Annotated in this window: 26 protein-coding genes and 5 pseudogenes; 18 read left to right on the forward strand and 13 right to left on the reverse strand. The window is 68.9% G+C overall.

What is annotated here, in order from left to right; all coding sequences use genetic code 11:
• The first annotated feature begins 99 nt into the window (after positions 1–99).
• Both G7085_RS13330 and G7085_RS13335 read left to right on the forward strand, forming a co-directional pair.
• On the forward strand, positions 100–462 hold the full coding sequence (locus G7085_RS13330) for a TetR/AcrR family transcriptional regulator (RefSeq protein ID WP_197511363.1): 363 nt from the start codon (positions 100–102) through the stop codon (positions 460–462).
• Positions 463–610: 148 nt separating this feature from the next.
• The gene (locus tag G7085_RS13335) at positions 611–769 is read left to right on the forward strand and encodes a hypothetical protein (protein ID WP_197511364.1); all 159 of its coding nucleotides are present in this window, start codon (positions 611–613) and stop codon (positions 767–769) included.
• Here G7085_RS13335 and G7085_RS13340 read toward each other — a convergent pair.
• From G7085_RS13340 to G7085_RS26165, 7 genes are all read right to left on the reverse strand, one after another.
• A complete protein-coding gene (locus G7085_RS13340) occupies positions 742–1,797 on the reverse strand; it encodes a mannosyltransferase family protein (protein WP_197511365.1) in 1,056 nt (351 codons plus the stop codon). The two genes, G7085_RS13335 and G7085_RS13340, sit on opposite strands and share 28 nt — an antisense overlap.
• Positions 1,794–2,372, reverse strand: a complete 579-nt coding sequence (locus G7085_RS13345) for a hypothetical protein (RefSeq protein WP_197511366.1) — start codon at positions 2,370–2,372, stop codon at positions 1,794–1,796. Before G7085_RS13345 ends, G7085_RS13340 begins: the two co-directional genes overlap by 4 nt.
• 778 nt (positions 2,373–3,150) lie before the next feature.
• Positions 3,151–3,846 carry a C40 family peptidase gene (locus G7085_RS32690; RefSeq protein ID WP_331715664.1) on the reverse strand — a complete coding sequence of 232 codons (696 nt, stop codon included), beginning with the start codon at positions 3,844–3,846 and terminating at the stop codon, positions 3,151–3,153.
• Between the two features lie 337 nt (positions 3,847–4,183).
• Positions 4,184–4,543: a hypothetical protein gene (locus G7085_RS26155; protein ID WP_231979495.1), complete on the reverse strand. Its 360-nt coding sequence runs from the start codon at positions 4,541–4,543 to the stop codon at positions 4,184–4,186.
• Positions 4,544–4,655: 112 nt separating this feature from the next.
• A complete protein-coding gene (locus tag G7085_RS26160) occupies positions 4,656–5,603 on the reverse strand; it encodes a DEAD/DEAH box helicase (protein WP_331715665.1) in 948 nt (315 codons plus the stop codon).
• A gap of 277 nt (positions 5,604–5,880) precedes the next feature.
• Positions 5,881–6,909 carry an alpha/beta fold hydrolase gene (locus G7085_RS13360; protein ID WP_231979496.1) on the reverse strand — a complete coding sequence of 343 codons (1,029 nt, stop codon included), beginning with the start codon at positions 6,907–6,909 and terminating at the stop codon, positions 5,881–5,883.
• Positions 6,909–7,133 carry a hypothetical protein gene (locus G7085_RS26165; RefSeq protein WP_231979497.1) on the reverse strand — a complete coding sequence of 75 codons (225 nt, stop codon included), beginning with the start codon at positions 7,131–7,133 and terminating at the stop codon, positions 6,909–6,911. Before G7085_RS26165 ends, G7085_RS13360 begins: the two co-directional genes overlap by 1 nt.
• A gap of 87 nt (positions 7,134–7,220) precedes the next feature.
• Here G7085_RS26165 and G7085_RS26170 point away from each other — a divergent pair, with 87 nt between their 5' ends.
• Entirely contained in the window at positions 7,221–7,631 is a 411-nt protein-coding gene (locus G7085_RS26170; RefSeq protein ID WP_231979498.1) for a hypothetical protein, read from the forward strand.
• A gap of 100 nt (positions 7,632–7,731) precedes the next feature.
• On the opposite strand, the gene G7085_RS26175 is transcribed toward G7085_RS26170, so the two are convergent.
• A complete protein-coding gene (locus tag G7085_RS26175; RefSeq protein ID WP_231979499.1) occupies positions 7,732–8,100 on the reverse strand; it encodes a hypothetical protein in 369 nt (122 codons plus the stop codon).
• 107 nt (positions 8,101–8,207) lie between these two features.
• Here G7085_RS26175 and G7085_RS32695 point away from each other — a divergent pair, with 107 nt between their 5' ends.
• Positions 8,208–8,783: an alpha/beta hydrolase family protein gene (locus G7085_RS32695; protein ID WP_331715666.1), complete on the forward strand. Its 576-nt coding sequence runs from the start codon at positions 8,208–8,210 to the stop codon at positions 8,781–8,783.
• Positions 8,783–9,142: an alpha/beta hydrolase family protein gene (locus G7085_RS26180; protein WP_269451860.1), complete on the forward strand. Its 360-nt coding sequence runs from the start codon at positions 8,783–8,785 to the stop codon at positions 9,140–9,142. Before G7085_RS32695 ends, G7085_RS26180 begins: the two co-directional genes overlap by 1 nt.
• A 101-nt stretch (positions 9,143–9,243) precedes the next feature.
• Here G7085_RS26180 and G7085_RS13370 read toward each other — a convergent pair whose 3' ends face one another.
• The 5 genes and pseudogenes from G7085_RS13370 to G7085_RS13385 form a co-directional block, all read right to left on the reverse strand.
• The gene (locus tag G7085_RS13370; protein ID WP_197513078.1) at positions 9,244–9,624 is read right to left on the reverse strand and encodes a hypothetical protein; all 381 of its coding nucleotides are present in this window, start codon (positions 9,622–9,624) and stop codon (positions 9,244–9,246) included.
• A gap of 141 nt (positions 9,625–9,765) precedes the next feature.
• A pseudogene (locus G7085_RS35015) lies at positions 9,766–9,954 on the reverse strand (glycoside hydrolase domain-containing protein); the annotation flags it as partial.
• 50 nt (positions 9,955–10,004) lie between these two features.
• Positions 10,005–12,176: pseudogene (locus G7085_RS13375) on the reverse strand (glycoside hydrolase domain-containing protein); the annotation flags it as partial.
• 330 nt (positions 12,177–12,506) lie between these two features.
• Positions 12,507–13,082 carry an Ltp family lipoprotein gene (locus G7085_RS13380; RefSeq protein ID WP_197511368.1) on the reverse strand — a complete coding sequence of 192 codons (576 nt, stop codon included), beginning with the start codon at positions 13,080–13,082 and terminating at the stop codon, positions 12,507–12,509.
• A gap of 89 nt (positions 13,083–13,171) precedes the next feature.
• The gene (locus tag G7085_RS13385) at positions 13,172–13,375 is read right to left on the reverse strand and encodes a DUF2510 domain-containing protein (protein WP_197511369.1); all 204 of its coding nucleotides are present in this window, start codon (positions 13,373–13,375) and stop codon (positions 13,172–13,174) included.
• A gap of 193 nt (positions 13,376–13,568) precedes the next feature.
• Between G7085_RS13385 and G7085_RS13390 the strand changes: the two are divergent.
• From G7085_RS13390 to G7085_RS26195, 13 genes and pseudogenes are all read left to right on the forward strand, one after another.
• Positions 13,569–14,660: pseudogene (locus G7085_RS13390) on the forward strand (FAD-binding dehydrogenase); the annotation flags it as partial.
• Positions 14,661–14,871: 211 nt separating this feature from the next.
• Entirely contained in the window at positions 14,872–15,198 is a 327-nt protein-coding gene (locus tag G7085_RS30455) for an FAD-binding protein (RefSeq protein ID WP_269451861.1), read from the forward strand.
• 145 nt (positions 15,199–15,343) lie between these two features.
• A complete protein-coding gene (gene serS / locus G7085_RS13395; RefSeq protein WP_197511370.1) occupies positions 15,344–16,618 on the forward strand; it encodes a serine--tRNA ligase in 1,275 nt (424 codons plus the stop codon).
• 76 nt (positions 16,619–16,694) lie between these two features.
• Positions 16,695–17,480 (forward strand): HAD family hydrolase, encoded by a 786-nt coding sequence (locus G7085_RS13400; protein ID WP_197512877.1) that lies wholly within the window; start codon positions 16,695–16,697, stop codon positions 17,478–17,480.
• Between the two features lie 252 nt (positions 17,481–17,732).
• A complete protein-coding gene (locus tag G7085_RS13405; protein WP_197511371.1) occupies positions 17,733–18,467 on the forward strand; it encodes an ABC transporter permease in 735 nt (244 codons plus the stop codon).
• Positions 18,454–18,861, forward strand: coding sequence for an ATP-binding cassette domain-containing protein (locus G7085_RS26185; RefSeq protein ID WP_231979500.1), 408 nt, complete (start codon positions 18,454–18,456; stop codon positions 18,859–18,861). Before G7085_RS13405 ends, G7085_RS26185 begins: the two co-directional genes overlap by 14 nt.
• Positions 18,828–19,244: an ABC transporter ATP-binding protein gene (locus G7085_RS26190; protein WP_231979501.1), complete on the forward strand. Its 417-nt coding sequence runs from the start codon at positions 18,828–18,830 to the stop codon at positions 19,242–19,244. Before G7085_RS26185 ends, G7085_RS26190 begins: the two co-directional genes overlap by 34 nt.
• Positions 19,207–20,001, forward strand: coding sequence for a CDP-alcohol phosphatidyltransferase family protein (locus G7085_RS13415; protein WP_197511372.1), 795 nt, complete (start codon positions 19,207–19,209; stop codon positions 19,999–20,001). The genes G7085_RS26190 and G7085_RS13415 overlap by 38 nt, the downstream gene beginning before the upstream one ends.
• Positions 19,998–20,873 carry a glycosyltransferase family 2 protein gene (locus tag G7085_RS13420; RefSeq protein WP_197511373.1) on the forward strand — a complete coding sequence of 292 codons (876 nt, stop codon included), beginning with the start codon at positions 19,998–20,000 and terminating at the stop codon, positions 20,871–20,873. Before G7085_RS13415 ends, G7085_RS13420 begins: the two co-directional genes overlap by 4 nt.
• Positions 20,874–21,567: 694 nt before the next feature.
• Positions 21,568–21,648 (forward strand): annotated as a pseudogene (locus tag G7085_RS35020) (Stealth CR1 domain-containing protein); the annotation flags it as partial.
• A gap of 50 nt (positions 21,649–21,698) precedes the next feature.
• Positions 21,699–22,076 (forward strand): hypothetical protein, encoded by a 378-nt coding sequence (locus G7085_RS35025; RefSeq protein ID WP_408647110.1) that lies wholly within the window; start codon positions 21,699–21,701, stop codon positions 22,074–22,076.
• A gap of 29 nt (positions 22,077–22,105) precedes the next feature.
• Positions 22,106–22,546 carry a stealth conserved region 3 domain-containing protein gene (locus G7085_RS13430; RefSeq protein WP_197511375.1) on the forward strand — a complete coding sequence of 147 codons (441 nt, stop codon included), beginning with the start codon at positions 22,106–22,108 and terminating at the stop codon, positions 22,544–22,546.
• A gap of 4 nt (positions 22,547–22,550) precedes the next feature.
• Positions 22,551–23,240 (forward strand): annotated as a pseudogene (locus tag G7085_RS26195) (glycosyltransferase); the annotation flags it as partial.
• Positions 23,241–23,618: the final 378 nt, after the last annotated feature.

Consider the following 23,618-nt stretch of genomic DNA (forward strand, 5'->3'; position numbering starts at 1 on the left):
TCACGGGTAAGTAAGTTCGCAACTTGGTTACCAGCTTGTTAGCAAATCGTGACCTGGGGCTATGCTGAGGGACAGCTGAGGCCTGGCGAGAGGGGGGCGATGACCGAGAGCACCACGCGCAGGCGGACCGGTGTACGACCCGCGACGCTCGAGCGGCGGCAGGCGATCCTGGCGGCCGCGACCGACGTCTTCGGCAGCAAGGGCTACGCCAACGGCACCCTCCACGACATAGCTGACCAGGTCGGCATGACCCACGCCGGGATCCTCCACCACTTCGGCTCGAAGGACCAACTCCTCCTCGAGGTCCTCACCTATCGCGACCAGACCGACGTCCAGCATCTCACCGAGCGGCACATCCCCGGGGTCTCGACCTGTTCCGGCACCTCGTGCGGACCGCCTTCAGCAACGCGAAGCGGGCGGGCATCGTCCAGGCCTTTGCCGTGCTTTCCGGAGAGTCGGTGACCGATGAGCATCCCGCCCGGGACTACTTCACCGCCCGCTACCAGACCCTCCGTCGCGAGATCGTCGAGGCCTTCGAGCAGGTGTGCCGCGAGCAGGGATTACCGAACCCGGCCCCATCCGGCACGGCTCGGCGAGCATCATCGCCGTCATGGACGGCCTGCAGATCCAGTGGCTGCTCGACCCGACAGAGGTCGAGCTGGGGAGGCGACGCAGTTCGCCATCGAGGCCATCGTCTCCGCCGTTCTCCACACCCATGGGAGCGACCTGGCCTGAGGCCGGTCAGAAGAACCAGGCGCCGCGCGTGTAGGCCACCAGGCCGACCGTCGCCAGCACCGTCATGGCCGTCACCGTCATCGCGTGCGCCCGTTCGCGGCGGCCGACCAGGGCGGCCAGCAGGAAGGCGAACGGGAAGAATGCCAGCGCGAGGCGGGGCGTGCTGTAGTACCAGGCGTTGCTGAGCCCGATCAGCAGCGTCGCCCCGATGTAGATCGCGTAGCCGACGTACCCGCGCCACATCACCCAGATCAGCAGGCCCAGCGAGAGTGCGGCGAACACGATCTCGAGCCGCCAGCTGAAGATGACGTTTGCGCTGTAGTCGCCCTCCCACGTGCGCCAGGTCGCCAGGAGGCTGTCGGTGAAGCCGACGAAGTCGCGTCCCCAGCCGGTGCGCTGCACCTCCATGAACGCCCAGAAGGAGCCGCGCTCGCGGAGCAGGAACAACCCGTAGGCCCAGAAGGGCAGTGAGGCCGCCACCATCGCCGCGACGGCCGAGATCATGCCCCGCACGCTCGGCCACGCCCGGCGGGCAAGCTCGATTGCGACGCCCAGCAGCACGAACAGGCCGACGGTGCGGCTCCCGACCGCGATCGCCGTGAACAGTGCCGCCTCCCACGGCCGGCCGCGTTGCGCGTAGTAGAACGCGGGAATGGCGCCGGCGAGGAAGAGTGCCTCCGTGTAGCCCGCGGTGAGGAAGACGCCGGTGGGGAACAGCAGCAGGTAGATGATTGCGCGGTCGCCGTCGAGGCCGTGCAGCTGCGCCAACCGGTAGAGGTAGGCGCAGGCCACGAAGGTCGCCACCGCTGAGATGAGCAGCCCCGCGTGCACCGGCGCGATCCCGATCGCCATGAGGGCGCGCAGCGCGAGCGGGAACAGCGGGAAGAAGGCCGGCGCGTTGCCCGCGACGACATCGGGGCCGTAGCCGTTCTCTGCAATCTCGATGTAGTGGTGCGCGTCCCACTGCAGCCAGATGTTCCAGTCGAGGTGGGGCTTCACGGTGTCGGTCACTATCAACCACTGGATGGCGGATGCGCCGACGAGGAAGGCCGCGCGCGTCACCACCACCGCGATCGCCGCGGCGGCGAGTGGTTTGCGCCACCGCGCCGGGAGCGACCCGTCCTCCGCAGGGGAGCGGGCACACGGGAGCGGCCCGAGGTCGGGAGGCCCGACAACTCGCCGGCCAACGGGTCGTGCAGGGCCGCCGTCGGCACCGTGTCGCGGGCGGGACGGAGCAGGTCGAACAGGACCGCGACGGTGAGCCATGACTCGACGGCCACCCGCGCCACCAGCGCGAACCAGTAGACCCAGGGCACCCCTGTGCCCGCCGTGACGGCGTCGGCCCAGGCCAGGTGCGCGAGGGCGTAGCCGACCTGGGTCGCGGTGACGGCGATGAGTGCCGGGCGGGTGGGCCGCGCCACCACGACCGCGAACAGCACCCACAGGCCGCTCTGCGGCGGGAAGGCTGGGCCGAGGACGACGGTGGAGAGCACCACGATCCCGATGAGCGACCCGACCCTCGGCCGCCGGCCCGTCACGCGCAGCAGGCCGAACACGCAGCCGAGCGCGATGCAGGCGATGGCGAACCCGATCGATCCCGCGTACGGCTGCTCGAAACCGAGGCGCCCGGCGAGCATCCAGAGCGACCCGGGCCGGGGCCGCGCCGGCCTCGCCCCGGTAGAAGTCCCAGACCCGGCCGAGATCGGAGGCCATCAGGGGCAGGTGGACGGCGAGGAACATCAGTATCCAGGCGCCCGCGAACCGGGCGGCCAGCTGGGCGCCTCCGCGCAGCCCGAGCGCGACGACGACAGCGACGCCCACTCCGATCGGCATCGTGCCGGCGCAGGCGGCCAGCCCCATCACGAGGGCCGCCGGGACGGTGCGGCCGGTGGCCAGGAGCGCCAGGCCGGTGGCGGTCAACGCGAGCGGGAGCAGGGTCCAGTCGGCCAGCCCCACCAGCAGCACGATCGGGGAGGAGGCAAGCCACAGCGCATCGCGCGACCATGCCCCGGCTCGCGCCGTCCGAAGACCCCCAGCGCGATCACCGCCGCGAGAAAGCAGACGAACAAGACGATGACGCCCACCCCGTAGGCGACGGGCGCCGACCCCAGGCCGGCCAGCGCGCCCAGGATCAGGCTCAGCAGCGGAGGCTGGGCCAGCGCGTCGCCCTCGATGGCGGTGAGGCCGGGGAACGCTCGCCAGTTCCGCAGCGAGAGGAGGAAGGTGGCGACGAAGACGACGGTCGCCGCCAGGATGGCGCTCCCTGCGGAGAGGCTCTGAGGGGACCGACGGCGTGCGCACGGTCTTACGCTACTGCCTGGCAGAGCGGAGGGCCCGGCATCGGCCGGGGCCCGTTGTGCGCGTTGCCGCGTCAGCCGTTGAGGACGCGGACCGCCGCCCTCAGCGGCATCGAGTTCACCGTGGTGACCCGCACGCCGGTGCGGGATTCGCCGCGTCGACGATCTTGCCGTCGCCGATGTAGATGCCCACGTGGCTGATCGGTGAGTAGTAGAAGACGAGGTCGCCTGGCTTCAGGTTGGATGTCGAGACCCGGGTGCCCGCGGACACCTGGCTGCCGGAGCTGCGCGGCAGTGAGATGCCGACCTGCTTGTAGGCATAGGTGGTGAGGCCGGAGCAGTCGAAGGAGTTGGGGCCCGCCTGGGCGTAGACGTAGCGGCTCCCGACCTTGGAAAGGGCCGCCGCGACGACCTTGGTGGCCTTCGACGAGGTCTCGACCGGGACGCCTGGCAGCGGCGGGGCCGCGGCGGGAATCGTGGTCACGGCCGGCACCGATGAGGTGGCGAACTGCACCATGTTGTTGAACACCCACTTGGTGGACTGCGTGTAGCGACCGTTGGCCGACGAGACGACGGTGGTCAGGATGTACGAGCGGCAACCGTTCGAGCCGGTGGCGGCGCTGTCGCAGTCGGTCTTCCACCTGCGGCCATCCGCGGCGGTCCACGCGCCCTTGTGTCCGAGTGGGTTCTTCGCCCAGGCGGAGCGCGTCGACGGCAGGTAGGTGAGGTTGTTGAACACCCAGCCCTTGGTGGTGAGGTAGGAGCCACCCACCTTGGTGATCTTGGTGCCCCAGATGTCGGTGGTGCAGCGCACGATGTCGGCGGTGTACTTCTCGCAGTCCGTGGTCCAGTACCGGCCGTTGACCAGGTGGTCGCCAGGCTGGCTGTAGACCGTCGGTGCGTCGGTCTGAGCCTTGGCCTCGCCCAGGGGACGATGGCCATTACCACCCCGAGGAGGGCGGAGACCAGCACGTACATGGTGCGCTTGAGCATATCGGTTGCCTTTTCAGTGGAGACTCGGGCTCAAGCAACCTAACAGCCAAGACTGAGAAATCCAAAGCATTGTCTCAGGAGAATCCCGCGACACGCCGATGGGAAGGCCTGTGACAAGGCATTATGTGTGAAATGTGGCCGACCGTCTGAGGAGTTCCTCAGGAACGCCTCAGACGGTCGGGTTCAGCGTGGGTCAGGATCAGCGTCCGTGACGGCGCTGGGAGCTGAAGCCCGCCGCCCCGCGGTTGCTGCCGGCCGCCGCCACGTTGCCGCCGCGACGCCCGCCGGAGGAGCGACCTCCGGAGGACCGTGTGCCCGGGCCTGGCCAGCGCGGTCGCCGGAGGGGCCGCCCTCGGGGCGGGTCCCAGGACGCGACGTCGCATCGGAGCGACGGCGTCGACCGCCACCGTCGCCACCGTTGCCGCCGGCGCCCCGGCCGCGACCGCGGCCGTTCCCGCCGCCGTTTCCGCGGTTGCCCCGCCGTCGCCCTGCTGCTGGGGCTTGTTCGGGTAGGCCACCGACTGGGCCTCCTCAGGCGAGAGGTAGACCCGCTCGCCGGGGCCAGTTCGGTCAGCAGGGTGGAACCGGTCGTCGCCGTGGCGATGGCCGGGGTGATCTTGGCGGCGCGCATCAGCGAACGCACCTCGCCGGTCTGATCGGGGTCACCAGCGTCAGCACGGTGCCAGCCTTGCCCGCACGGGCCGTGCGGCCGGAGCGGTGGAGGTAGGCCTTGTGCTCGGCCGGCGGGTCGGCGTGCACGACGAGCTCCACGTCGTCGACGTGGATGCCGCGCGCGGCGATGTCGGTGGCCACCAGCGTCTGGACGGTGCCGGAGTGGAACGCCTCGAGGTTGCGGGTGCGCGCGTTCTGCGCGAGGTTGCCGTGCAGGTCGACCGCGGGCACACCAGCCTGGACGAGCTGCTTGGCGAGCTTCTTGGCGCCGTGCTTGGTGCGGGTGAAGACGATGGTCTTGCCCGGAGCGGCGGCGAGATCGGCGAGGATCCCGACGCGCTCTGACTTGTCGACCCTGAGCACGTGGTGGTCCATCTTGGCCACCGGCGACTCGGCCGAGTCGGCCTCGTGCGTGACCGGCTGGTGCAGGTACGCCTTCACCAGCACGCCGACACCCTGGTCGAGCGTGGCGGAGAACAGCATGCGCTGGCCCTTGGTCGGGGTCTGGTCGAGGATGCGGCGCACCATCGGCAGGAAGCCCATGTCGGCCATGTGGTCGGCTTCGTCGATGATGGTGATCGCGACGGCGCTCAGATCGATGGCGCCCTGGCCGACCAGGTCGAGCAGGCGGCCGGGGCAGGCGACGAGCACGTCGATGCCCTTGGCCATGGCGCGCACCTGCGGATTCTGGTTCACGCCGCCGAAAACGGTGACGTGGCTGAGGCCTGCGGCATCGGCGAGCGGGGTGAGCGCCTCCTCGATCTGCGACGCGAGTTCACGCGTCGGGGCGAGAATCAGGGCGCGGGCCTTGCGGGCCCCGGCGCGGCCACCGCCTGAGAGGCGGGCGACCAGCGGAAGCAGGAAGGCATACGTCTTTCCCGAGCCGGTGCGGCCGCGGCCGAGCACGTCACGCCCGGCGAGCGAGTCGGGCAGCGTGGCAGCCTGGATCGGGGTGGGGAGGTGATGCCACGCGCACTGAGCACGGCATCGAGGTTTGCGGGCACGCCGAGGCGCGCGAAGTCGGAAGACAAAAAGGGATCCTTAGAGATCGGTGTCTCGCACGGCGCGCCTGACGGCAGCGACCGGGATGGTCGTGCGGCGCGGGCAAAGGGCGGCCGGCGTGATGCCAGGCCTCTTATCACCGGCGGTCCGCTGCAAGACTGGGCGAACCGCAGGCCTCATTCTACGCGGGAGGTGCAAGCTTCAACGAATCGTGCCCATCAGCGGAGGATCCGGTGCCCCGCCAGATCGAACAGGCGGGCAGGACTTCGCCCGAACGCAGCCCGCTGTGCTCGTACTGGCTGGTCACCCACGGCGTGACGCCAGGGAGGAGCGACACGGTCTCCATCGAGTACTCCACCGGCACGTAGATGTCGTTGTAGTAGACGGCCGCGGCGCCCCGCGCATCGGAGGCCCGCAACGCCTCGACGTCGTACAGGCGCGGCCACTCGTGCGCGGCGATCGCCTCCGCAACCTCGCGCCATGGCCGCAGAGCGGGCACGGTCTCGGCCCACTCGGCGTGCACGTGCTCGGCGGTCAGCAGCGTCGGGTCGGAGCGGAAGTCATCGGGCTCGACCCGCTCGGCGGCCCAGGCGGTGGTGCCGCCGTCGGCGTAACACGACTCGTGGACCACGTAGTAGAGAGGGTTCCTGCCACCGAAGGGCAGCGCGTCGGTGAGGTCGTGGCGGAACGCGTTGCCGCGCGGATCCTTCTCCAGCAGCGCCCACAGCGACTGCCATCCGTCGTCCGAACCCAGCAGCGAACCGAGCGACCTGAGGCGTGACACCGACACCACCTCGCCGGTCGGCAACTCGATCCGGCCCGCCGCCGCGAGGTCGACGAGGCGGGCGAAGGCCTCGCGGTGCTCCGGGAACCGGCGGTAGTACCGCTGGCACGCCGCGCGCGACTTGTCGTAGGTGAGCGCGTACGCCTCCTCGGGCGTGTGCCCGACGGCGCTCAGGCCGCCGGTGAAGAACACGTGCTCGAGGGAGGCCGCGTCGGTGCTGAGGTAACTCAGCGTGGTGAAGCCGCCGAACGACTGCCCCAGCGTGCTCCACTTCTCCGCGCCGAGGTGCTCGCGCACTGCCTCGGCGTCGCGGACGATCGAGTCGGCCCGCAGGTGTGTGAGGCGCTCGGCGAGCACCTGCGCACCCAGCGCGAGGTCGTCGTCGGTGACCGGGGTCGATCGGCCGGTGCCGCGCTGGTCGAGCATCACGACGCGGTACTTCTCCAGCGCCGCATCGAGCCACGACGGCGACGAACGAAACGGAGCGGGGCCTCGTGCCCGGGGCCGCCCTGCAGGAAGGTTAGGAAGGGCAGATCCGCGCCGCCGGGTCGGGTGACCACGGCGGCGTGGACGTCGATCGTCCTGCCGTCGGGGTCGGCCCAGTTGAGGGGAACGGTCAGGGTGTGGTGGTCGACTGTCAGGTCCTGCATGCGTCGCGTGGTCACGCCCCAGAGACTACCTGCGGACACTCCGCCGCCCCGTTGGTGCCCCGCTACGGGCGGTGGCATGGTGGGACCATGACTTCCACCTCTCCCTGGCACGATCTCGACACCTTCGTCACCACGCCGAGGCTCGCGGGCCTCACACTCAGCCACGACGGAACGACCCTGATCGCCGCGGTGCAGGGCCCCGACGCGGAGAAGACGGCGTACACGACCTCGCTGTGGAGCGTCGACATCACCGGTGAGCGCCGCGCCGTCCGCCGCACCCGCTCGGTGAAGGCGAGGCCGCCGCCGCGTTCCTGCGAGACGGGTCGCTGGTGTTCACGTCGAAGCGCGACATTCCCGCCGACGGCGCCGACAAGCCCAAGGACTCCACCTCGGCGCTGTGGTGCCTGCCCGCCGACGGCGGCGAGGCCTACGTGCTGGCCCGCCGTGACGGCGGTTTCGGGTCGATCCTCACCAACGCCGTCGACGACACCGTCGTGATGGGCGCCCTCATGTTCGACGGCGCCGCCGACGATGAGGCTGACGCGGAGAAGCGTGCGAACCGCACCGACCTCAAGGTGAGCGCCATCCTCCACGAGGGCTACCCGGTGCGGTACTGGGACCACGACCTCGGCCCCGAGCACATCCGTCTCCGGGCCGCCACGATCGAGGGCGACGGTGACCTGGCACTCGGCCGGGTGCGGGAACTCACCGGCGATGTCGGATCCGCTGTGGGCTGCCTCGCGCTGTCCCGCGATGGCCGGGTGCTGCTGGCCGAGTGGAAGCGTCGGCTGTCCCGCGGCGTCACCATGGGCGAGGTCGTGCGCATCGACCTCAGTTCCGGCGAGCGCACCGCGGTCGCCGCGGCCGAGGACGCGGAGTTCGGCGCGCCGGTGGTCAGCGATGACGGCGGACTCGCCGTCGTGGTGCGCGACTCCATCTCGTCGGCCACCGTCGCGCTGGACTCCACCCTGTGGTTGATCGACCTCGCCACCGGGCAGCGCCGGCGCCTCGCAGAGGGCTGGGACCGCTGGGCCACCCGTCGCGTTCTCACCCGATGCCGCCACCGTGTACGTCGTGGCCGACGAGGACGGCGCCGCCCCCATCTTCGCGATCGATGTCGCCACCGGTGCGGTGCGTCGGCTCACGGACACCGGTGCGCACAGCAGCGTCGTGCTCTCGCCCGACGGCGGCACGCTCTACTCGCTGCGCAGCGCCTACGACAACCCCGGCGACATCGTCGCGATCGACACCGTGACCGGTGCGCTGCGCGTGCTGCCCTCGCCCGTCGCCTATCCGGCGCTGCCCGGTCGGATCGAGCGCGTCGAGACCACCGCCGCCGACGGCACCCGCGTACCCGGCTGGCTGATCCTGCCCGAGGGCACCTCGGCCGACGAGCCCGCCCCGCTCACGCTGTGGGTGCACGGCGGCCCGCTCGGCTCGTGGAACTCGTGGTCGTGGCGCTGGTGCCCCTGGCTGCTCGTCTCGCGCGGCCAGGCCGTCCTGCTGCCCGACCCCTCCCTGTCGACCGGCTACGGCCTCGACTACATCCAGCGCGGCTGGAGCAACTGGGGCGCGGAGCCCTACACCGACATCATGTCGCTCACCGACGCCGTCGAGGCCCGCCCGATGTCCGCGGCGACGCGTCGGTGATGATGGGCGGCTCGTTCGGCGGCTACATGGCCAACTGGATCGCCACCCACACCGACCGCTTCCAGGGCATCGTCTCGCACGCATCGCTGTGGAACCTCACGAGCTTCGGCCCGTCCACCGACGCCGCCTGGTACTGGAAGCGCGAGTTCAGCCAGGAGATGCTCGAGGCCAACTCGCCGCACGCCTTCGCCGACCGGATCGTCACCCCGATGCTCGTGATCCACGGCGACAAGGATTACCGCGTGCCGATCAGCGAGGGCCTGTCGCTGTGGTGGGCGCTCAACGAGCACTACGACGGCGACCCGGCCGAATTCCCCACCGGTTCCTGTACTTCCCTGACGAGAACCACTGGATCCTGACGCCCCAGCATGCCAAGGTCTGGTACGACACCGTGCTCGGGTTCGCCGAGGCCGTGCGTGACGGCCGGACGCTGGTGCGCCCGGCCATCCTGTAGCCGCGCTTACCGCGCCGTCAGGGCGAGCAGTTCGACCTGGGCCAGCCGCAGCGCCGTGCCCGGGACGAGCCGCACCGCCTCGGCAGTGACCGACGCGTCCAGCACGAACGCTCGGAGCTGCCCCGGCCACTCGAACGGCTCCGCCTCGCGGGCATCGATGGTGGCCCATGCGCCGTCGATCAGCGCCTCGAGCAGCCACGACGCCGCAGGCACGGGTCGGTCGGGCCCGGTCAGCGTGTAGGCCTCGACGCGGGTGGCGCCGTCGAAGCTCCACACGACGGTGCCTCCAGCGGGGAGCTCGACGTCGCCCTCGGGGTCGTCGTCGCTCAGCGGGGCGGGATCGATCCCGCCAGCGGCGGTGAGTCTCGCTCCCGTCCCGACGTCCACCCAGCGGCGCGGCGCGGCGCCCCACGGCGTGTGGGACGGGGCGGTCGCGTCCTGCCCGACGCCCCAGTCGGAGGGCTCGGAGCCGAGCGTGAACTCGAGCGTGTGACCGCCGACCAGTTCGCTGTGGTCGATCCAGGTACGCCCGATCGGCGCCCCGTCGAGGGTGACGGACCGGATGCACGGGCCCGCGCCCACTGCCCGGATGACGAGGTCGCCTCCGGGGAGCCGCCACCGCACCACCGGCAGGTACGGGGCGTGCAGGGTGTACCGGGAGGTGCCCACCTGCAACGGGTAGAGGCCCGACAGCGCGAACAGGTACCAGGCCGACATCTCGCCGTTGTCCTCGTCGCCGGGTAGCCCTGGCCGAGGTCGGAGCCCCGGAAGAGGCGGCGGAGCGCGTCGTGGACCACCTCGCCCACGCGCCACGGCGTCGACGTGAAGGCGTACAGGAACGGGATGTGGTGTACCGGCTGGTTGCTGACGGCGAACTGGCCGGCGCGCGTCAGGTGCGCCTCGGTGATCTCGTGCATGTGGCCGGGGTAGGTGCCGGGCAGCGAGCCATCCTCGACGGTGGCGAAGAACGTGTCGAGTCGCTCCCGCAGCGCCTCGCGGCCGCCGACCAGGTGAGCGAGGCCGGCGACGTCGTGCGGGGCCGGGAAGGCGAACGACCAGCCGTTGGCCTCGGTGTAGTCACCGCCCCATTCGCGCGGGTCGTAGGCGTCGGCGGGCGTGCGGAACGACCCGTCGAGGTGCACGCTCTGGAAGAAGCCGGTGGCCTCGTCGAACAGGTTCACGTAGCCGGAGGCGCGGCCGAGCAGGTAGGCCGACTCGTCGCGCAGCCTCCGGGCCGCACGCCCATCGAGTGACGGGTCGTCGGCCAGTCGGGCCGCCATCAGGCCGAGCGCATGGTCGTTGAGCGACGCCTCGAATGCCCAGGAGACCGGCTCGTGCGAGTCGGGGGTCGGGACGCCCCGGTACACCCAGCGGAGGTCCTTGCGGCCGACGCCCGCCTCGGTGGGCCGCGCCGTCGCGTTGCGGAGTCCCGCCCGGTAGACGGCGTGCCGGTCGGGCAGCGGGCCGCCCTTGGCGTCGAGGTCGGCGAACGCCACGTCGGAGCTGGTGCCGGTCATCAGGTCGGCATAGCCGGGAGACGACCAGCGCGCGATCCACCCACCCGAGCGGTACTGCGCGACGAAGCCGTCGGCCAGTGCGGCGCCCTCGGCAGGATAGGCCAGTGCGTACAGCGGCCACGCCGTCCGGTAGGTGTCCCAGAAGCCGTTGTTGACGGCCATCCGGCCGGGCACCACCTGCGCGCCCGTGCGCTCGTCGTCAGACCCGCAGAGATGCGGCAGCACGGGGCTGGCGTGCACGCGCTCGCCGTCGACCAGTTCGTCGCTGAAGTTCGGGAACAGGTTCACGCGGTACAGCGACGAGTAGGCGCTGATCTGTTCGTCGCGCGATGCTCCCTCGAGCCCGAGGACCCCGAGCCGCTCCGACCAGGCTGCGCGGGCGTCGGCCTGGACGGCATCGAAGTCGGCGTCGAGTTCGTCGCGCAGCACGTGGACGGCCTGGTCGACCGAGATCAGAGAGGTGCCGATCCGCGCGCACACCCTCTCGCCGGGGCCGGCGCTGAGGAGCATGCCCGCATCGCCCTCGGGGCGGGAGTCGACGTCGAACGCGATGGCCACGAAGAGGCGGCTGCGCCCCTCCGAGAGGGCTGAACCGTTGTCGACCCACCCGACCCACAGCCCGTCGGTGCGTCGCGTGAATCTGGAGGCGCCCTCCGCAACCCCCTGGGTGAGGACGAGTCGGCCCGGGGTGCCGGGCGTGGTCAGGCGCAGGATGGCGCCGTGCGTCGTCGGCGTCATCTCGACGAGCGGGCCGTCATCCAGCCGGACGGCGTAGCGGTGCGGTCGCGCCTCCTCGGCCGCGTGCGTGAAGGTGTGCGGCGCGCCGGTCGACCCCCAGGTGGGGGTGAGGATCAGCTGGTTGCGGTCGCCCATCCAGGGGCTCGGCTGGTTGGTCAGCGCGATGCCCTCGAGCGCCGGGCGGCCCGAGTCGGTGTCGTGCGCCGACCAGGCGTAGAACCAGTCGAGTGCGCGGTTCGTCATCGGCGACACGATGAGGGCCCCGTTGGGACGGGCCGCGCCGGGGTAGGTGTTCCCGCGCGAGAGCAGGAACGCCGAGTTGGAGCCGCGACGGGTGTCGACCAGATCGACGGGGTCGGTGGCCGGGGCGAGCGGGGCGATGGCCACGTCGTCGAGCCACACCCGCCCGGCGGCGGGGGCGTCGACCGCGACGACCAGGCGGGTGACGGTGCGCCCGGCCAGGTGGCCCAGGTCGCAGGCCACCCGGTTCCACTGGCCCGGGAGAAGGATCCGGGACCCGCCCTGGGCGCGCGCCGTCAGGGCCGTGCCGTGCGCGTCCACCGGCGCCGTCTCCGAGAGGCGGGAGCCGTCGTCCAGAACGAGGTCGAGGGCCACGAACGCGGCGGGCGGTTCGGGGTCGTCAAGGGCCGCGTCGAGGAAGACGTCGTAGGAGAGCCGCGACATCGCTCCGATGCGCACGGGGCCGTCGACCACCCCCGCCTCGGCGAACCCGGGTCGCTCCCAGGTGACCGCCAGCGCATGCAGGCCCGAGGAGCCGTGCCCGGGCGGCCGGTCAACGGGTTGTCGGGGCCGGGCCCGACCAGGCTCGCGATGCCGTCGCCGGAGGTTGGCGAGGCCGATTCGCCCGGTTCGAAGGACGTGCTCAGGGTGTCGGGATGCATGCTGCTCCAGCGGGAGGGGCGGGGGATGGGCCAAGCGGCTTGTCCGGACAATTCTTCCCTACCCGTCCCTCCCGCGCCACCTGTCACCGGGGCGCGCCCCGCGGGGCAGCTGTTACAGGCCGACCGAGTCCGCTCCGTGCGCCGCCTGCTCGGAGGAGAAGCCCTCAAACGTGAGCTGGTCGATGAGCCCGGAGCGTGAGAAGGCGTCGTAGTCCATGTACGACTTCGCCTTCAGCGCGGCCTGCTCCATCCAGTCGACGTCTACCGTCGCGACCCCGTGCGCGGCCTCCTCGGCGGTGAACTTCTCGTACTCGAGTTGCTCGGTGAGGCCCTTCTCGGAGAACGCCTGGAACTCGAGGTAGGAGCCGGCCTTCGTGACGGCCTGGGCCATCCAGTCGGTGTCGAGCGCGTCGACGGCGAACGTCGCGTCCTCGGTGGAGAAGCCCTCGTACTCGAGCTGCCCGACCAGCCCCAGGCGGGAGAACGCCTGGAAGGCCAGGTAGTTTTCGGCCTGGCGGACCGCCTGAGCCTGTGAAGTGCTCAGTTCCGGGGCCGTCTCCTCAGGGGGTGCCGCCGAGCTGGGGTCGGGGCTGCGCTGACCGTCTCCGGGGCGGCCGTCGGCTCGGGGTCGGGTCAGGGACGACGGCCTCTTCCACCGCGGCCGAAGCGGGCGCCGTCGGGGATGCAACGGCAGAGGTCGAGGGGGAGCGGGCGGGGCGGCCGGGTCGCCGGCACCGCCACCCAGTGCCCCGCCGAGCCCCGCGAGGGCGAGGACGGCTACGGGATCACGATCCGCTTCTTCTTGAACCACGGTCGCGGCGCCGTGCCCTGGGGCTCAGTGGGGCCCGTGGGCTGGGGCGCGGTGAGGCCCGCGGCCTGTGCCTGCCCCGGAGCCACGTGGTTCGTCCACTGCTGTCCGTCCCAGAAACGCTGGGACCCGTCAGGCTGGGAGTACCAGCCCGCTGGGTGCTGCTGATTCATGCCGTCTCGCTTCAGGCTATCGGGTGCGCTGGGACCATCTCCCTGCGCCTCACCCATGAAGGTACGGGGAGGGTCTGACAAAACCGACGGCCCTCACCCGCGGTGGGAGGGGGCCGGCATCGCGTGGTTTCTCTGCGCGGCCTGCGGTGATGCCGGAGGATGGGGCAGGCAGTGCTTGCGACGGGGGAGCGACATGGGTTTCAGGGCCGACGTGATCGTTGTCGGGGCGGGGCTTGCGGGGCTGGTGGCCGCCTACGAGGCGGCACAGGGCGGCCGCCGCGTCGTCATCCTCGACCAGGAGAACGCCAACAACCTCGGTGGTCAGGCGTTCTGGTCGCTCGGCGGCATCTTCCTGGTGGACAGCCCGGAGCAGCGACGGATGGGCATCCACGACTCGCTGGAGTTGGCGATGCAGGACTGGTTCGGCTCCGCGCAGTTCGACAGGCTCGATGACGAGGACGTCTGGGGTGAGCAGTGGGCCCGCGCCTACGTCGCGTGGGCGGCCGATGGGAAGCGGGACTACCTCCGCGGGCTCGGCTGGAGCGCGGTGCCTTTCGTCGGCTGGGCCGAGCGGGGCGAGGGGTCGGCGAGCGGGCACGGCAACTCCGTACCCCGCTTCCACATCACGTGGGGCACCGGGCCGCGGGTCGTTGAGCTGTTCTCCGAGCGGGTGCTCGCCGACGAACGGGCCGGCCGGGTTGCTCTGAGGTTCCGGCACCGGGTCGATGGGGTGATTGTCGAGGGTGGCGCCGTTGTCGGGGTGCGGGGCTCGGTGCTGGAGGAGGACGACGCTCCGCGCGGGGTGTCGTCTTCGCGCACTGTCGTGGGTGATTTCGAGGAGCGCGCTGACGCGGTGATCGTCACGTCGGGGGGTATCGGGCACAACCATGCCCTGATGCGCGCGAACTGGCCCACCGGCCGGGTGGGGCCCGCGCCGTCGCACCTGATCAGCGGGGTGCCCGCTCACGTGGACGGGCGGATGCTCGGGATCACCGAGGCGGCCGGCGACCGCGTCGTCAACCGCGACCGGATGTGGGCCTACACGGAGGGCGTGCACAACTGGGACCCGGTGTGGCCCGACCACGCCATCCGGATCCTGCCCGGGCCTTCGGCGATGTGGTTCGACGCGGAAGGGAGGCGGCTGCGCGGCATGAGCGGAGTGCCCGGGGCCGACTCGATCGGCGCCATGAAGCAGATCCTCGCCACGGGCCACGACTACTCGTGGTTCGTGCTGACGCAGTCGATCATCGAAAAGGAGTTCGCGCTGTCGGGCTCTGAGCAGAACCCGGACATGACGGGGCGCGATGTCGGGTTCCTGCTGCGGTCGCGGCTCGCGAAGGGGCACCCGGCCCGTCGAGGCGTTCAAGGAGCACGGGGTCGACTTCGTGGTTGCAGGCACCCTCGGGGAACTGATCGGGAAGATGAACGCGATCACACGAGGGCCCGCGCTGGACGAGGCCGCCGTCGAGGCGCAGATCGTCGCGAGGGATCGCGAGATGGACAACCCGTTCACCAAGGACATCCAGGTGATGGTGATCCACAACGCTCGGAGGTCGACCACCGACAAGCTGATCCGGGTCGCGAAGCCGCACCGGATCCTCGACCCTGCGCACGGGCCCCTGATCGGCGTCCGGCTGAACATCCTGTCGCGCAAGACGTTGGGTGGCCTGCAGACAGACCTCGCTTCCCGGGTGCTCGGTGCTGATGGGAGGCCGATCCCCGGGCTGTACGCGGCGGGGGAGGTGGCCGGGTTCGGGGCGGCGGGGTGCACGGGTACAACGCGCTTGAGGGCACGTTCCTCGGGGCTGCATCTTCTCCGGTAGGGCAGCTGGTCGCTCGGTGTGCGGGGTGGACTGACGTTCGACGCCTCCTGCCGGCCCCCGGCTGCTGGGAGGACGCCAGAGGGGCGAGCGACCCAACCGGGAAACCGGGGCGGTGGAGCCGCCTCCGGTGGGTAATGTTGGCCCCATGATTGATCCGAAGTGGCTGCGCGCAGATCCCGACCGCGTCCGGCGCTCCCAGGCCGCCCGCGGGGCCTCGGTCGAGCTTGTCGACGAACTCATCGCCGCAGACGAGTCGCGCAGGTCCGCGATCCTCGCGTCCGAGACCCAGCGCGCCGAGCAGAAGGCCCTCGGCAAGCAGGTCGCACAGGCCAAGGGCGACGAGAAGCAGGCCCTCCTCGCCCGCACCAGGGAGCTCGCCGCCGACGTCAAGGCCTCCCAGGCCCAGACGAGCGGGGCCGAGGCCAGGTTCGACGACCTCATGAAGCAGCTCGGCAACCTCGTCCTCGACGGCGTCCCCGAGGGCGGCGAGGACGACGGTGTCGTCATCGAGCGCGTCGGCACCCCGCGCAACTTCGCTCTCGAGGGATTCGAGCCCAAGGACCACCTCGAGCTGGGCGAGGGCCTCAAGGCCATCGACATGGAGCGCGGCACCAAGATCTCCGGCTCGCGCTTCTACGTGCTCACCGGCATCGGGGCCCAGCTCGAGCTCGCGCTGCTCAACTTCGCCATGAGCAAGGCCACCGAGTGGGGCTTCACCGCCATGATTCCGCCGGCGCTCGTCAAGCCGTCGGCGATGGAGGGCACCGGCTTCCTCGGCCAGGCCGCGCAGGACGTCTACCACCTGGAGGAGGACGACCTCTACCTCGTCGGCACCTCCGAGGTCGCGCTCGCCGCCTACCACTCTGACGAGATCCTCGACGGCGGCAGCCTCCCGCGCACCTACGCCGCCTACTCGCCCTGCTTCCGCCGCGAGGCAGGCTCCTACGGCAAGGACACCCGCGGCATCTTCCGCGTGCACTGGTTCGACAAGGTCGAGATGTTCGTCTACTGCGACCCGTCCGACGCGGAGGCCTGGCACGAGAAGCTCCTCGGCTACGAGAAGTCCTTCCTGGAGGCCCTCGAGCTGCCGTTCGAGGTGCTCGACGTCGCCTCGGGCGACCTCGGGCTGAGCGCCGCCCGCAAGTACGACTGCTACGCCTGGCTCCCGACGCAGAACCGGTACCGGGAGGTCACCTCGACCTCCAACTGCACCGAGTTCCAGGCGCGCAGGCTCAACATCCGTGGCCGCTTCGAGGACGGTGTGCGTCCCGTCGCGACGCTGAACGGCACCCTGTGTGCCATGACCCGCATCATCATCATGCTGCTGGAGAACCACCAGCAGATGGACGGGTCCATCCACGTCCCCGAGGCGCTGCGCCCCTACCTCGGTGGCCGGGAGGTCCTGGAGCCGGTCGCCTGAGGTGACCGGTTGGCTGGGCCGGTGGCTGCACCGGCCGGAACGAAAGGTCGACGATCAGATGGAGTTCACCCCGAAGCTGGTGGCCCTCGACATTGACGGCACCCTGGTCGACGGCTTCGGGGTCATGCCTCCTGAGGTCCATGCCGCCGTGCGCCGCGTCGTCGATGCCGGCGTGCCCGTCGTGCTGTCGACCGGCCGATCGTGGCTCGCAACCCAGACCGTGTTCGAGGAGCTCGACCTTCCGGCGGGCTGGGCCGTGTCGTCGAACGGGGCGATGGTGGTGACCCACCCGCCGTTTGAGGTGCGCCATGAGACCCGGTTCGATCCGGCGTCCGTGGTGCGGCAGGTCGCCGACGTGGCGCCCAGTGCACGGATCGCCGTCCAGGACGGGCTCGACTGGCGGGTCAGCCGGGAGTTCCCGCCCGGTGAGCTGCAGGGCGAGGTCACCATTGAGACCATCGACGAGTTGGCGTCGCGACCCGTCTCCCGCGTCATCGTCAGAGACCCTGAGAGCACGGAGGAGAAGTTCTCCGAGGTCGTCGCGCAGCTCGGGCTTCACGAGGTGGCCTACTTCATCGGCTGGTCGGCCTGGCTCGACATCGCCCCGCAGGGCGTTGACAAGGCGCACGGTCTGCAGATCGTCTGCGAGGCGCTCGGGATCGACAGGGCGCACGTGCTCGCCATCGGCGACGGCCGCAACGACATCGAGATGCTCGAGTGGGCTGGCCGTGGGGTCGCGGTCGGTGACGCGGCCGACGAGGTGCGGGAGGCGGCCGACGCCGTCACCGGAACCTTCGAGGAACTGGGCACTGTCGCCGAACTGGACCGTTGGTTCGGGGCCGAGGACGAAGAAGCTTCATGAGGCCGTTTTGGGCGCCCAGAGGCTGGCTGGGTACACTACCAACACTGACGGTTCTCACCGGCGGTTCGGCGCCACCGGTCGCCGATCGGAAGACGCATCCTCGGCATGGTGCTCGATCGTTTTGTGAAAGGCATCCCAAACGTGACGTCCACGACCTCATCCGCGGCAGCGAACCTGCCCAGGGTGGGTGCTCGGCCTCCTTTCCACAGGTATCTGTTGGAGGTATGGAGGCGCCGTGATTTCATCGTCACCATGGCCCGCTACCGGATGCGCGCGGGTTTGGAGAGCAACCGACTCGGCCTGGCCTGGGTGGTCCTCCGCCCCTTGCTGAACGCCGGCATCTATGGCCTCATCTTCGGGGTGCTGCAGGGCGGTAACCGCCCACCGGACTTCCCGGCCTTTGTCGTGATCGGTGTGTTCCTCTTCGAGTTCTTCCAGGGCTGCTTCAACGACGGTTCGAAGTCCCTCACCGGCAACCGGAACCTGGTGCAGTCGCTCGCCTTCCCCCGCATGACGCTCCCGTTGGCTGCGACCATTGAACGGTTCCTGCAGTTTCTGTTCATGCTCGCGGTACTCGTCCCCATCCTCATGCTGTTCGGCCACTTCCCACGATGGGAATGGCTCTACATGGTTCCGCTGGTGGCCTGTCTGACACTGTTCAGCGCGGGTATCGGCCTCATCACGGCCCGCCTGACCGTGCACGTGTCCGACCTGACACAACTGCTGCCCTTCATCAGCCGGCTCCTCTTCTACATGTCGGGCGTGCTGTTCGCCGTCGACAAGATCCTCGCCGGTCATCCCGTGCTGCTGCGGATCTTCGACTTCTATCCGCTCTACCAGGTGCTCAGGATCGCCCGTCATCACCTCATCGGGGCCCCGGGCTACCCCAACTCATACTGGGTGATCCTGGCGGTCAGTTCCATTCTTGTGTTCGTGGGTGGAGCGGTGTTCTTCTGGCGTGCCGAGGAGCGCTATGGCCGGGACTGACAGCGGGATCGGCGGTCGCGTGCCGGTGGTCATCGTCGATGATCTGCACGTGAAGTACCGCGTTTTCGCCTCCGGGAAGTCGGCGGGAAATGCCCGGAGCGGACTGTTGAACATGACGCGTGGGGTGCGTGAGGTGCATGCGCTCAAGGGGATCTCATTCACCGCCTACGAGAACGAGACGATCGGTGTGATCGGCTCCAACGGTTCGGGCAAGTCGACGCTGATGCGCGCCCTCACCGGCCTGACACCTCCCGCCTCCGGAGCCGTCTACGCCAGGTCGCGGCCCAATCTCCTAGGGGTGGGGCCGCGCTGCTCCCCAACCTCTCCGGCTCCCGCAACATCATCCTCGGCGGCCTGGCCATGGGCTTCACCCGTGACGAACTCGAGGTGCTGAAGCCGCAGATCGCCGAGTTCGCCGACCTCGGCGACTCCCTCGACCTGCCGATGCGCACCTACTCATCCGGCATGCAGGCCCGGCTGAAGTTCTCGATTGCCGCCGCCCGCAGCCACGACATCCTCATCATCGACGAGGCACTCGCCGTCGGCGACAAGGCCTTCCGTAAGCGCTCCGAGGCGCGCATCCGTGAACTGGCCACCGAGGCGGGAACCATCTTCCTGGTCTCGCACTCCATGACATCGATCCGCGACACGTGCGCCCGCACGATCTGGATCAACAAGGGCGTGCTGGTGATGGACGGCCCGACGGACGAGGTCGTGCAGGCCTACGAGGGAACCGACAGTGACCCTCGACCGGCCCGCCGCACCCTCCCTCGATGAGCTGAGGGCCGCCGTCCAACCCGACTGGGTGATGGCTCGTTCCGCCGAGCACTGGACCGGGACGCTCTACATGCGACGGCTCTCGATCTACCTGACGTGGCTCCTGGTCCGCACCCCGCTCACGGCCAACGGCGTCACCTGGCTGATGATCATTGTCGGTGGGCTGGCCGGCCCGGCCCTTCTGCTGCCGGCGCCATGGGGTGCGCTCGTCGCGGCGCTGTTGGCCCAGCTGCAGATGCTCCTCGACTGCTGCGACGGCGAGGTCGCGCGGTGGCGACGCGCGATGAGCCCGAAGGGGATCTTCCTGGATCAGGTTGGCCACTACGTGGCTGAAGGGTCGATCGGTCTGTTCCTCGGCGTCTCCGTTGCGTTGGCCACCGACCCCACCGACTGGCGGTTCATGTTCGCCGGTGCGCTCCTGGCAGCGGGCATCTGGTTCAACAAGTCGCTGAACATGATGGTGACGCTGGCCCGGACGAACGCCGACCTCCCGCGGCTGCCCGACACCCAGGCGGTCCGCGCCATCGGGGGCGCCTCTCTGCTGGGCCGTCTCCGTCGGCTCGCCGGGTTCGTCCCGCTCCACCGCATGTTCCACTCCATCGAGCTCACCCTGGCCTCGCTCGTGGTCGCGCTCGTCGCGCTCCTCTTCCCTGCGCTGTGGCCCTGGTACGTCGTCTTCGTCACCGTGCTGATCTGGCCTGTGACCGGCGGGCACTTCATCGCGATCTGGAAGTCGCCCCGACTGGCGGCGCAATGAGCGCGCCGTACCGGGTGGGGGTCGTCGTCCTCACCATGGGCAACCGCGCCGACGCGCTGCAGAGGGCGCTCGCCTCGCTCGGCGACCAGAAGGGCGTCGAGCTGGACACGGTCGTCGCAGTCAACGGCTCGGGCCCCGTGGAGGCCCCCGCGGGGATGCGCGTGCACCTGTTGGGGGAGAACCTCGGAATTCCCGCAGGCCGCAACCGCGGGGCGGCGGAGGTGGAGGGCGAGTACCTCTTCTTCCTGGACGACGACTCCTGGCTGCCGTCCGACACGTTCCTCGCCGACGGCGTCGCGCTGCTCCGCGCCGACGACACGCTCGGCATGGTGCAGCCGAGGATCATCGACCCTGACCGCAGGGGCGAGGAACCCCGACGGTGGATCCCGAGGCTCCGCAAGGGCGACCCGGCCCGCAGCAGTGAGGTGTTCTCGGTGCTCGAGACGGCGGTGCTGCTCAGGCGGGACACCTTCGACGCCACTGGGGGCTGGCCCGGCGAGTTCTTCTACGCGCACGAGGGCATCGAGCTGGCCTGGCGGGTCTGGGACACCGGCCGGAGGGTCGAGTACCGGGGCGACCTCGAGGTGGCGCACCCTGTCGTCGACCAGGCACGCCACAAGGAGTTGCACTACATGAATGCGCGCAACCGGGTGTGGCTGGCGCGTCGCTGTCTACACTGGCCGTTCTCCTGGCTGTACGTGGCCTCGTGGACGTTGCACCATCTGCTGCGTGATCTGCCGGAGAACGCCAGCCAGACCTGGTGGGAGGGCTGGATGGACGGCTGGCTGCAGCGGCCGTCCAGGCGGAGGAAGAAGTTGAAGTGGTCGACGCACTGGAAGATGACGGCACACGGTCGTCCGCCAGTAGTGTGAGCGAGGCTTCCCGAGCCGAGATGAGGATTGAGATGGGAACGATTTCTGATCTGCTGACCCGCCCCTTGAGACAAGTCTATGAAGCACTGTCTCCCGACACCAGACGATTTGTCCGAGGAGCCTTGACGGGGGCGCGGAAAGTTGCGGGTCGACGGACAGAGCAGCGCAATTATCGCCGTCATGGTGCCGCTGAGACGCAGGCCCGTCCGCTAGATCTGGCAGTGGCCACCTTCTCCGCCTTGCAGGAGCAACTCCAGGCGCATGGGTAGAGCCGTGGCTGATCGCAGCGGACACTGACCCCGCCGGTGTGCTGGGAGTCGACGTGAGGGACAGTTCGCGAGTTGCTCAGGCGATTCAGGAGTTGGGGGCGCGAGGGTATTGGGTTAGGTCGAACTCGTCGGGAACTCCCATCGAATCGCTGAGCCGTGATCACATCCTTGAACTACTGGAGAGCGCTGACGCGATCGTCACTATCTACGCTCCGAGAGACATCGGCGGCAGTGGGTGGATTGTCGGCTCGGAGTATGGGTGCTCAGTGGAAGTCTGGCGCTCGGAGCATGAAGCCGGCGTGGAATACATGATCGGTCCCCGTGAAAACAGGGCTTCCAGACAACTTGCCATGGAAGACTTCCAACTCCAGCCGACCAGCTGGAACGGCGTGCCGAGCCGGACGCCAAAGGCGCTCACGAGAAGGATGCTGGACGACATCGACTTCCCGATTGACGCTGTCTACACATGGGTGGATGGCGCCGACCCGGAGTGGCTGACCCGACGCGGAGCCGCCGCGGCCCGAGAGGCTGGGTCACCTATCATCCAGAGGCTACGATGGCGTCTCGGTTCACCAGTCGGGATGAGCTCAAGTACTCTCTTCGGTCTCTCGACTACTTTGCCCCGTGGCTCCGTCGAATCTACATTGTCACCGACGGTCAGGTGCCCGACTGGCTCGATATGTTGAACCCTAGAATCCGTATTGTCGATCATAAAGAGATATTCCGCTCGACTGAGTACCTACCGTCTTTCAACTCGAATAGCATCATCTCGAACCTCCACCATATTGAGGGCTTGGCAGAGCATTACATCTATGTAAACGATGATGTGTTCCTGGGGCGCTGGATGCGACCTCAGAGGTTCTTCCTGGGGTCTGGCGTCGCGCTCGTGTCGCCAGCTACCAACCGCCGTCGGTTTGGGCCGTCAACGCCCTAGAAGAGCCTCATTTCAACCTGAGTCGAAACATGCGTAACCTTCTGCAGGAAGCATTTCAGGTAACCATCTCTCGGGCTATTAAACACACGCCTCACCCGCAGCTGCGCTCCGTGAACGAGGAGCTCGAAGAGCGCTTCAACCGAGACTACGTCCGTACATGGAGCCGCCCGTTCAGGCACCACACCGACATTGTGGCTGACCAACTGCATCACTACTACGCGCAGATCACCGGCCGCGCCGTCCCGGGTGATCTCCGGTACACCTACGTCAACCTGATGGACGCCAGTCATGACCCTCGCCTTGAACGGCTGACCCTTCGCGACCGTGAGGTGTTCTGTCTGAATGATGCGCCGGTTCCCGGTCAGGAACCGATCGCCCCGGAGCGCGTACAGCAGTTTCTTGAGGGCTACTACCCTGTTCCTTCGAGTTTCGAGCGAGCAGACCCGCATGGGCCTGAGAAGAGGATTTAGCAGCATGCGAGGGAACAGACTGGAAGAGTCGAACATACCCGCCGTCTCGGTGATCGTCCCAGTGCACAACTGCGGGGCACAGCTTGAAGCGACGCTGGCGAGCATCGGTGCACAGACCCTCGACTCCCTCGAAATCATCTTGATCGATGACGGATCCACGGATGACTCGCGAGCGATCATGGAATCCTTCGCGAAGTGTGACCCGCGAGTCCGGGTGGTCCCTGGCCCTGCAACAGGGTCTGCGGGTGACGCCCGCAATGCCGGTCTCGCTCTGGCGAAGGGTCGATACGTCTCCTTCCTGGACGGCGATGACCTCTTCATGCCCAGCCTTCTTGAGACGCTCTCCAAGCGTGCCGAAACCGACATGGCCGACGTCGTCGCCTGTCGTTACCAAACCCTCAACTCCCTCACCGGTGATACGGAACGGGCCGACTGGATGTTGCGCGTTGAGCTGCTTCCGAGGTCGCTTCCTTTCGCACCGCAGGATGTCGGGGACCGACTCTTCTTTGCCTTCAACTCAGCGGCGTGGAACAAGTTGTTCAATCGTGAGTTCTTGCTCCGGAAGGGAGTGGTGTTTCAGTCTCTCAAGCGGACGAACGACGCCTACTTCACCTTCCTTGCGCTGGCGCTGTCGCAGCGGATCTCATATGTCGATGAGGTTCTTATCACCTACCGTGTGCAGCAGCAGTCCAGTCTTCAGGCAACCATCGCCGAGGATCCCTTCGAGTTTACCCAAGCGCTGGCGGCGATCCGCGATCGACTCGCGCACGAAGGACTATTGCCAACTTACCAAAGGGCCTTCACGAACTTGGCGATATCGATGTCGTCTTCATCGCTCAGGCGCCAGAACAGCGCAGAATCCTTCCTGCGACTCTACGACGCCCTCGACTTGGAAGTGCTCGACAGATTCGGGTTGAGGGGTTGCCTGACGAGCACTTCCTGCGCGCCGACCTGGCAGCTGTATACCGGCGGTTCGAGACACAGAACGCTGCAGATTTCCTCTTCCAAGAGAGCAGGGAGGCGGCTGAGGCGGCTCGAAGAAACGCCCGCGAAACGCGTGACCTCCTACGTT

Origin of the sequence: Tessaracoccus coleopterorum, assembly GCF_011174705.1 — a bacterium.
In the GTDB taxonomy this organism is placed as follows: Bacteria; Actinomycetota; Actinomycetes; order Propionibacteriales; family Propionibacteriaceae; genus Arachnia; species Arachnia coleopterorum.

Excerpts from the sequence above, each read along its gene's own strand:
- G7085_RS35025 (WP_408647110.1), top strand. The coding sequence starts at position 21,699 with ATGGCGTCTCGGTTCACCAGTCGGGATGAGCTCAAGTACTCTCTTCGG.
- serS (WP_197511370.1), top strand. The coding sequence starts at position 15,344 with ATGATTGATCCGAAGTGGCTGCGCGCAGATCCCGACCGCGTCCGGCGC.
- G7085_RS30455 (WP_269451861.1), top strand. The coding sequence starts at position 14,872 with ATGGACAACCCGTTCACCAAGGACATCCAGGTGATGGTGATCCACAAC.
- G7085_RS26190 (WP_231979501.1), top strand. The coding sequence starts at position 18,828 with ATGGGCTTCACCCGTGACGAACTCGAGGTGCTGAAGCCGCAGATCGCC.
- G7085_RS26180 (WP_269451860.1), top strand. The coding sequence starts at position 8,783 with ATGATGGGCGGCTCGTTCGGCGGCTACATGGCCAACTGGATCGCCACC.
- G7085_RS13330 (WP_197511363.1), top strand. The coding sequence starts at position 100 with ATGACCGAGAGCACCACGCGCAGGCGGACCGGTGTACGACCCGCGACG.
- G7085_RS13405 (WP_197511371.1), top strand. The coding sequence starts at position 17,733 with ATGGCCCGCTACCGGATGCGCGCGGGTTTGGAGAGCAACCGACTCGGC.
- G7085_RS13385 (WP_197511369.1), bottom strand. The coding sequence starts at position 13,375 with ATGAATCAGCAGCACCCAGCGGGCTGGTACTCCCAGCCTGACGGGTCC.
- G7085_RS26170 (WP_231979498.1), top strand. The coding sequence starts at position 7,221 with ATGACTTCCACCTCTCCCTGGCACGATCTCGACACCTTCGTCACCACG.
- G7085_RS13420 (WP_197511373.1), top strand. The coding sequence starts at position 19,998 with ATGAGCGCGCCGTACCGGGTGGGGGTCGTCGTCCTCACCATGGGCAAC.
- G7085_RS13335 (WP_197511364.1), top strand. The coding sequence starts at position 611 with ATGGACGGCCTGCAGATCCAGTGGCTGCTCGACCCGACAGAGGTCGAG.
- G7085_RS26165 (WP_231979497.1), bottom strand. The coding sequence starts at position 7,133 with ATGCAGGACCTGACAGTCGACCACCACACCCTGACCGTTCCCCTCAAC.
- G7085_RS26185 (WP_231979500.1), top strand. The coding sequence starts at position 18,454 with ATGGCCGGGACTGACAGCGGGATCGGCGGTCGCGTGCCGGTGGTCATC.
- G7085_RS13430 (WP_197511375.1), top strand. The coding sequence starts at position 22,106 with ATGCGTAACCTTCTGCAGGAAGCATTTCAGGTAACCATCTCTCGGGCT.
- G7085_RS13360 (WP_231979496.1), bottom strand. The coding sequence starts at position 6,909 with ATGCTCGACCAGCGCGGCACCGGCCGATCGACCCCGGTCACCGACGAC.
- G7085_RS13345 (WP_197511366.1), bottom strand. The coding sequence starts at position 2,372 with ATGCTCGCCGGGCGCCTCGGTTTCGAGCAGCCGTACGCGGGATCGATC.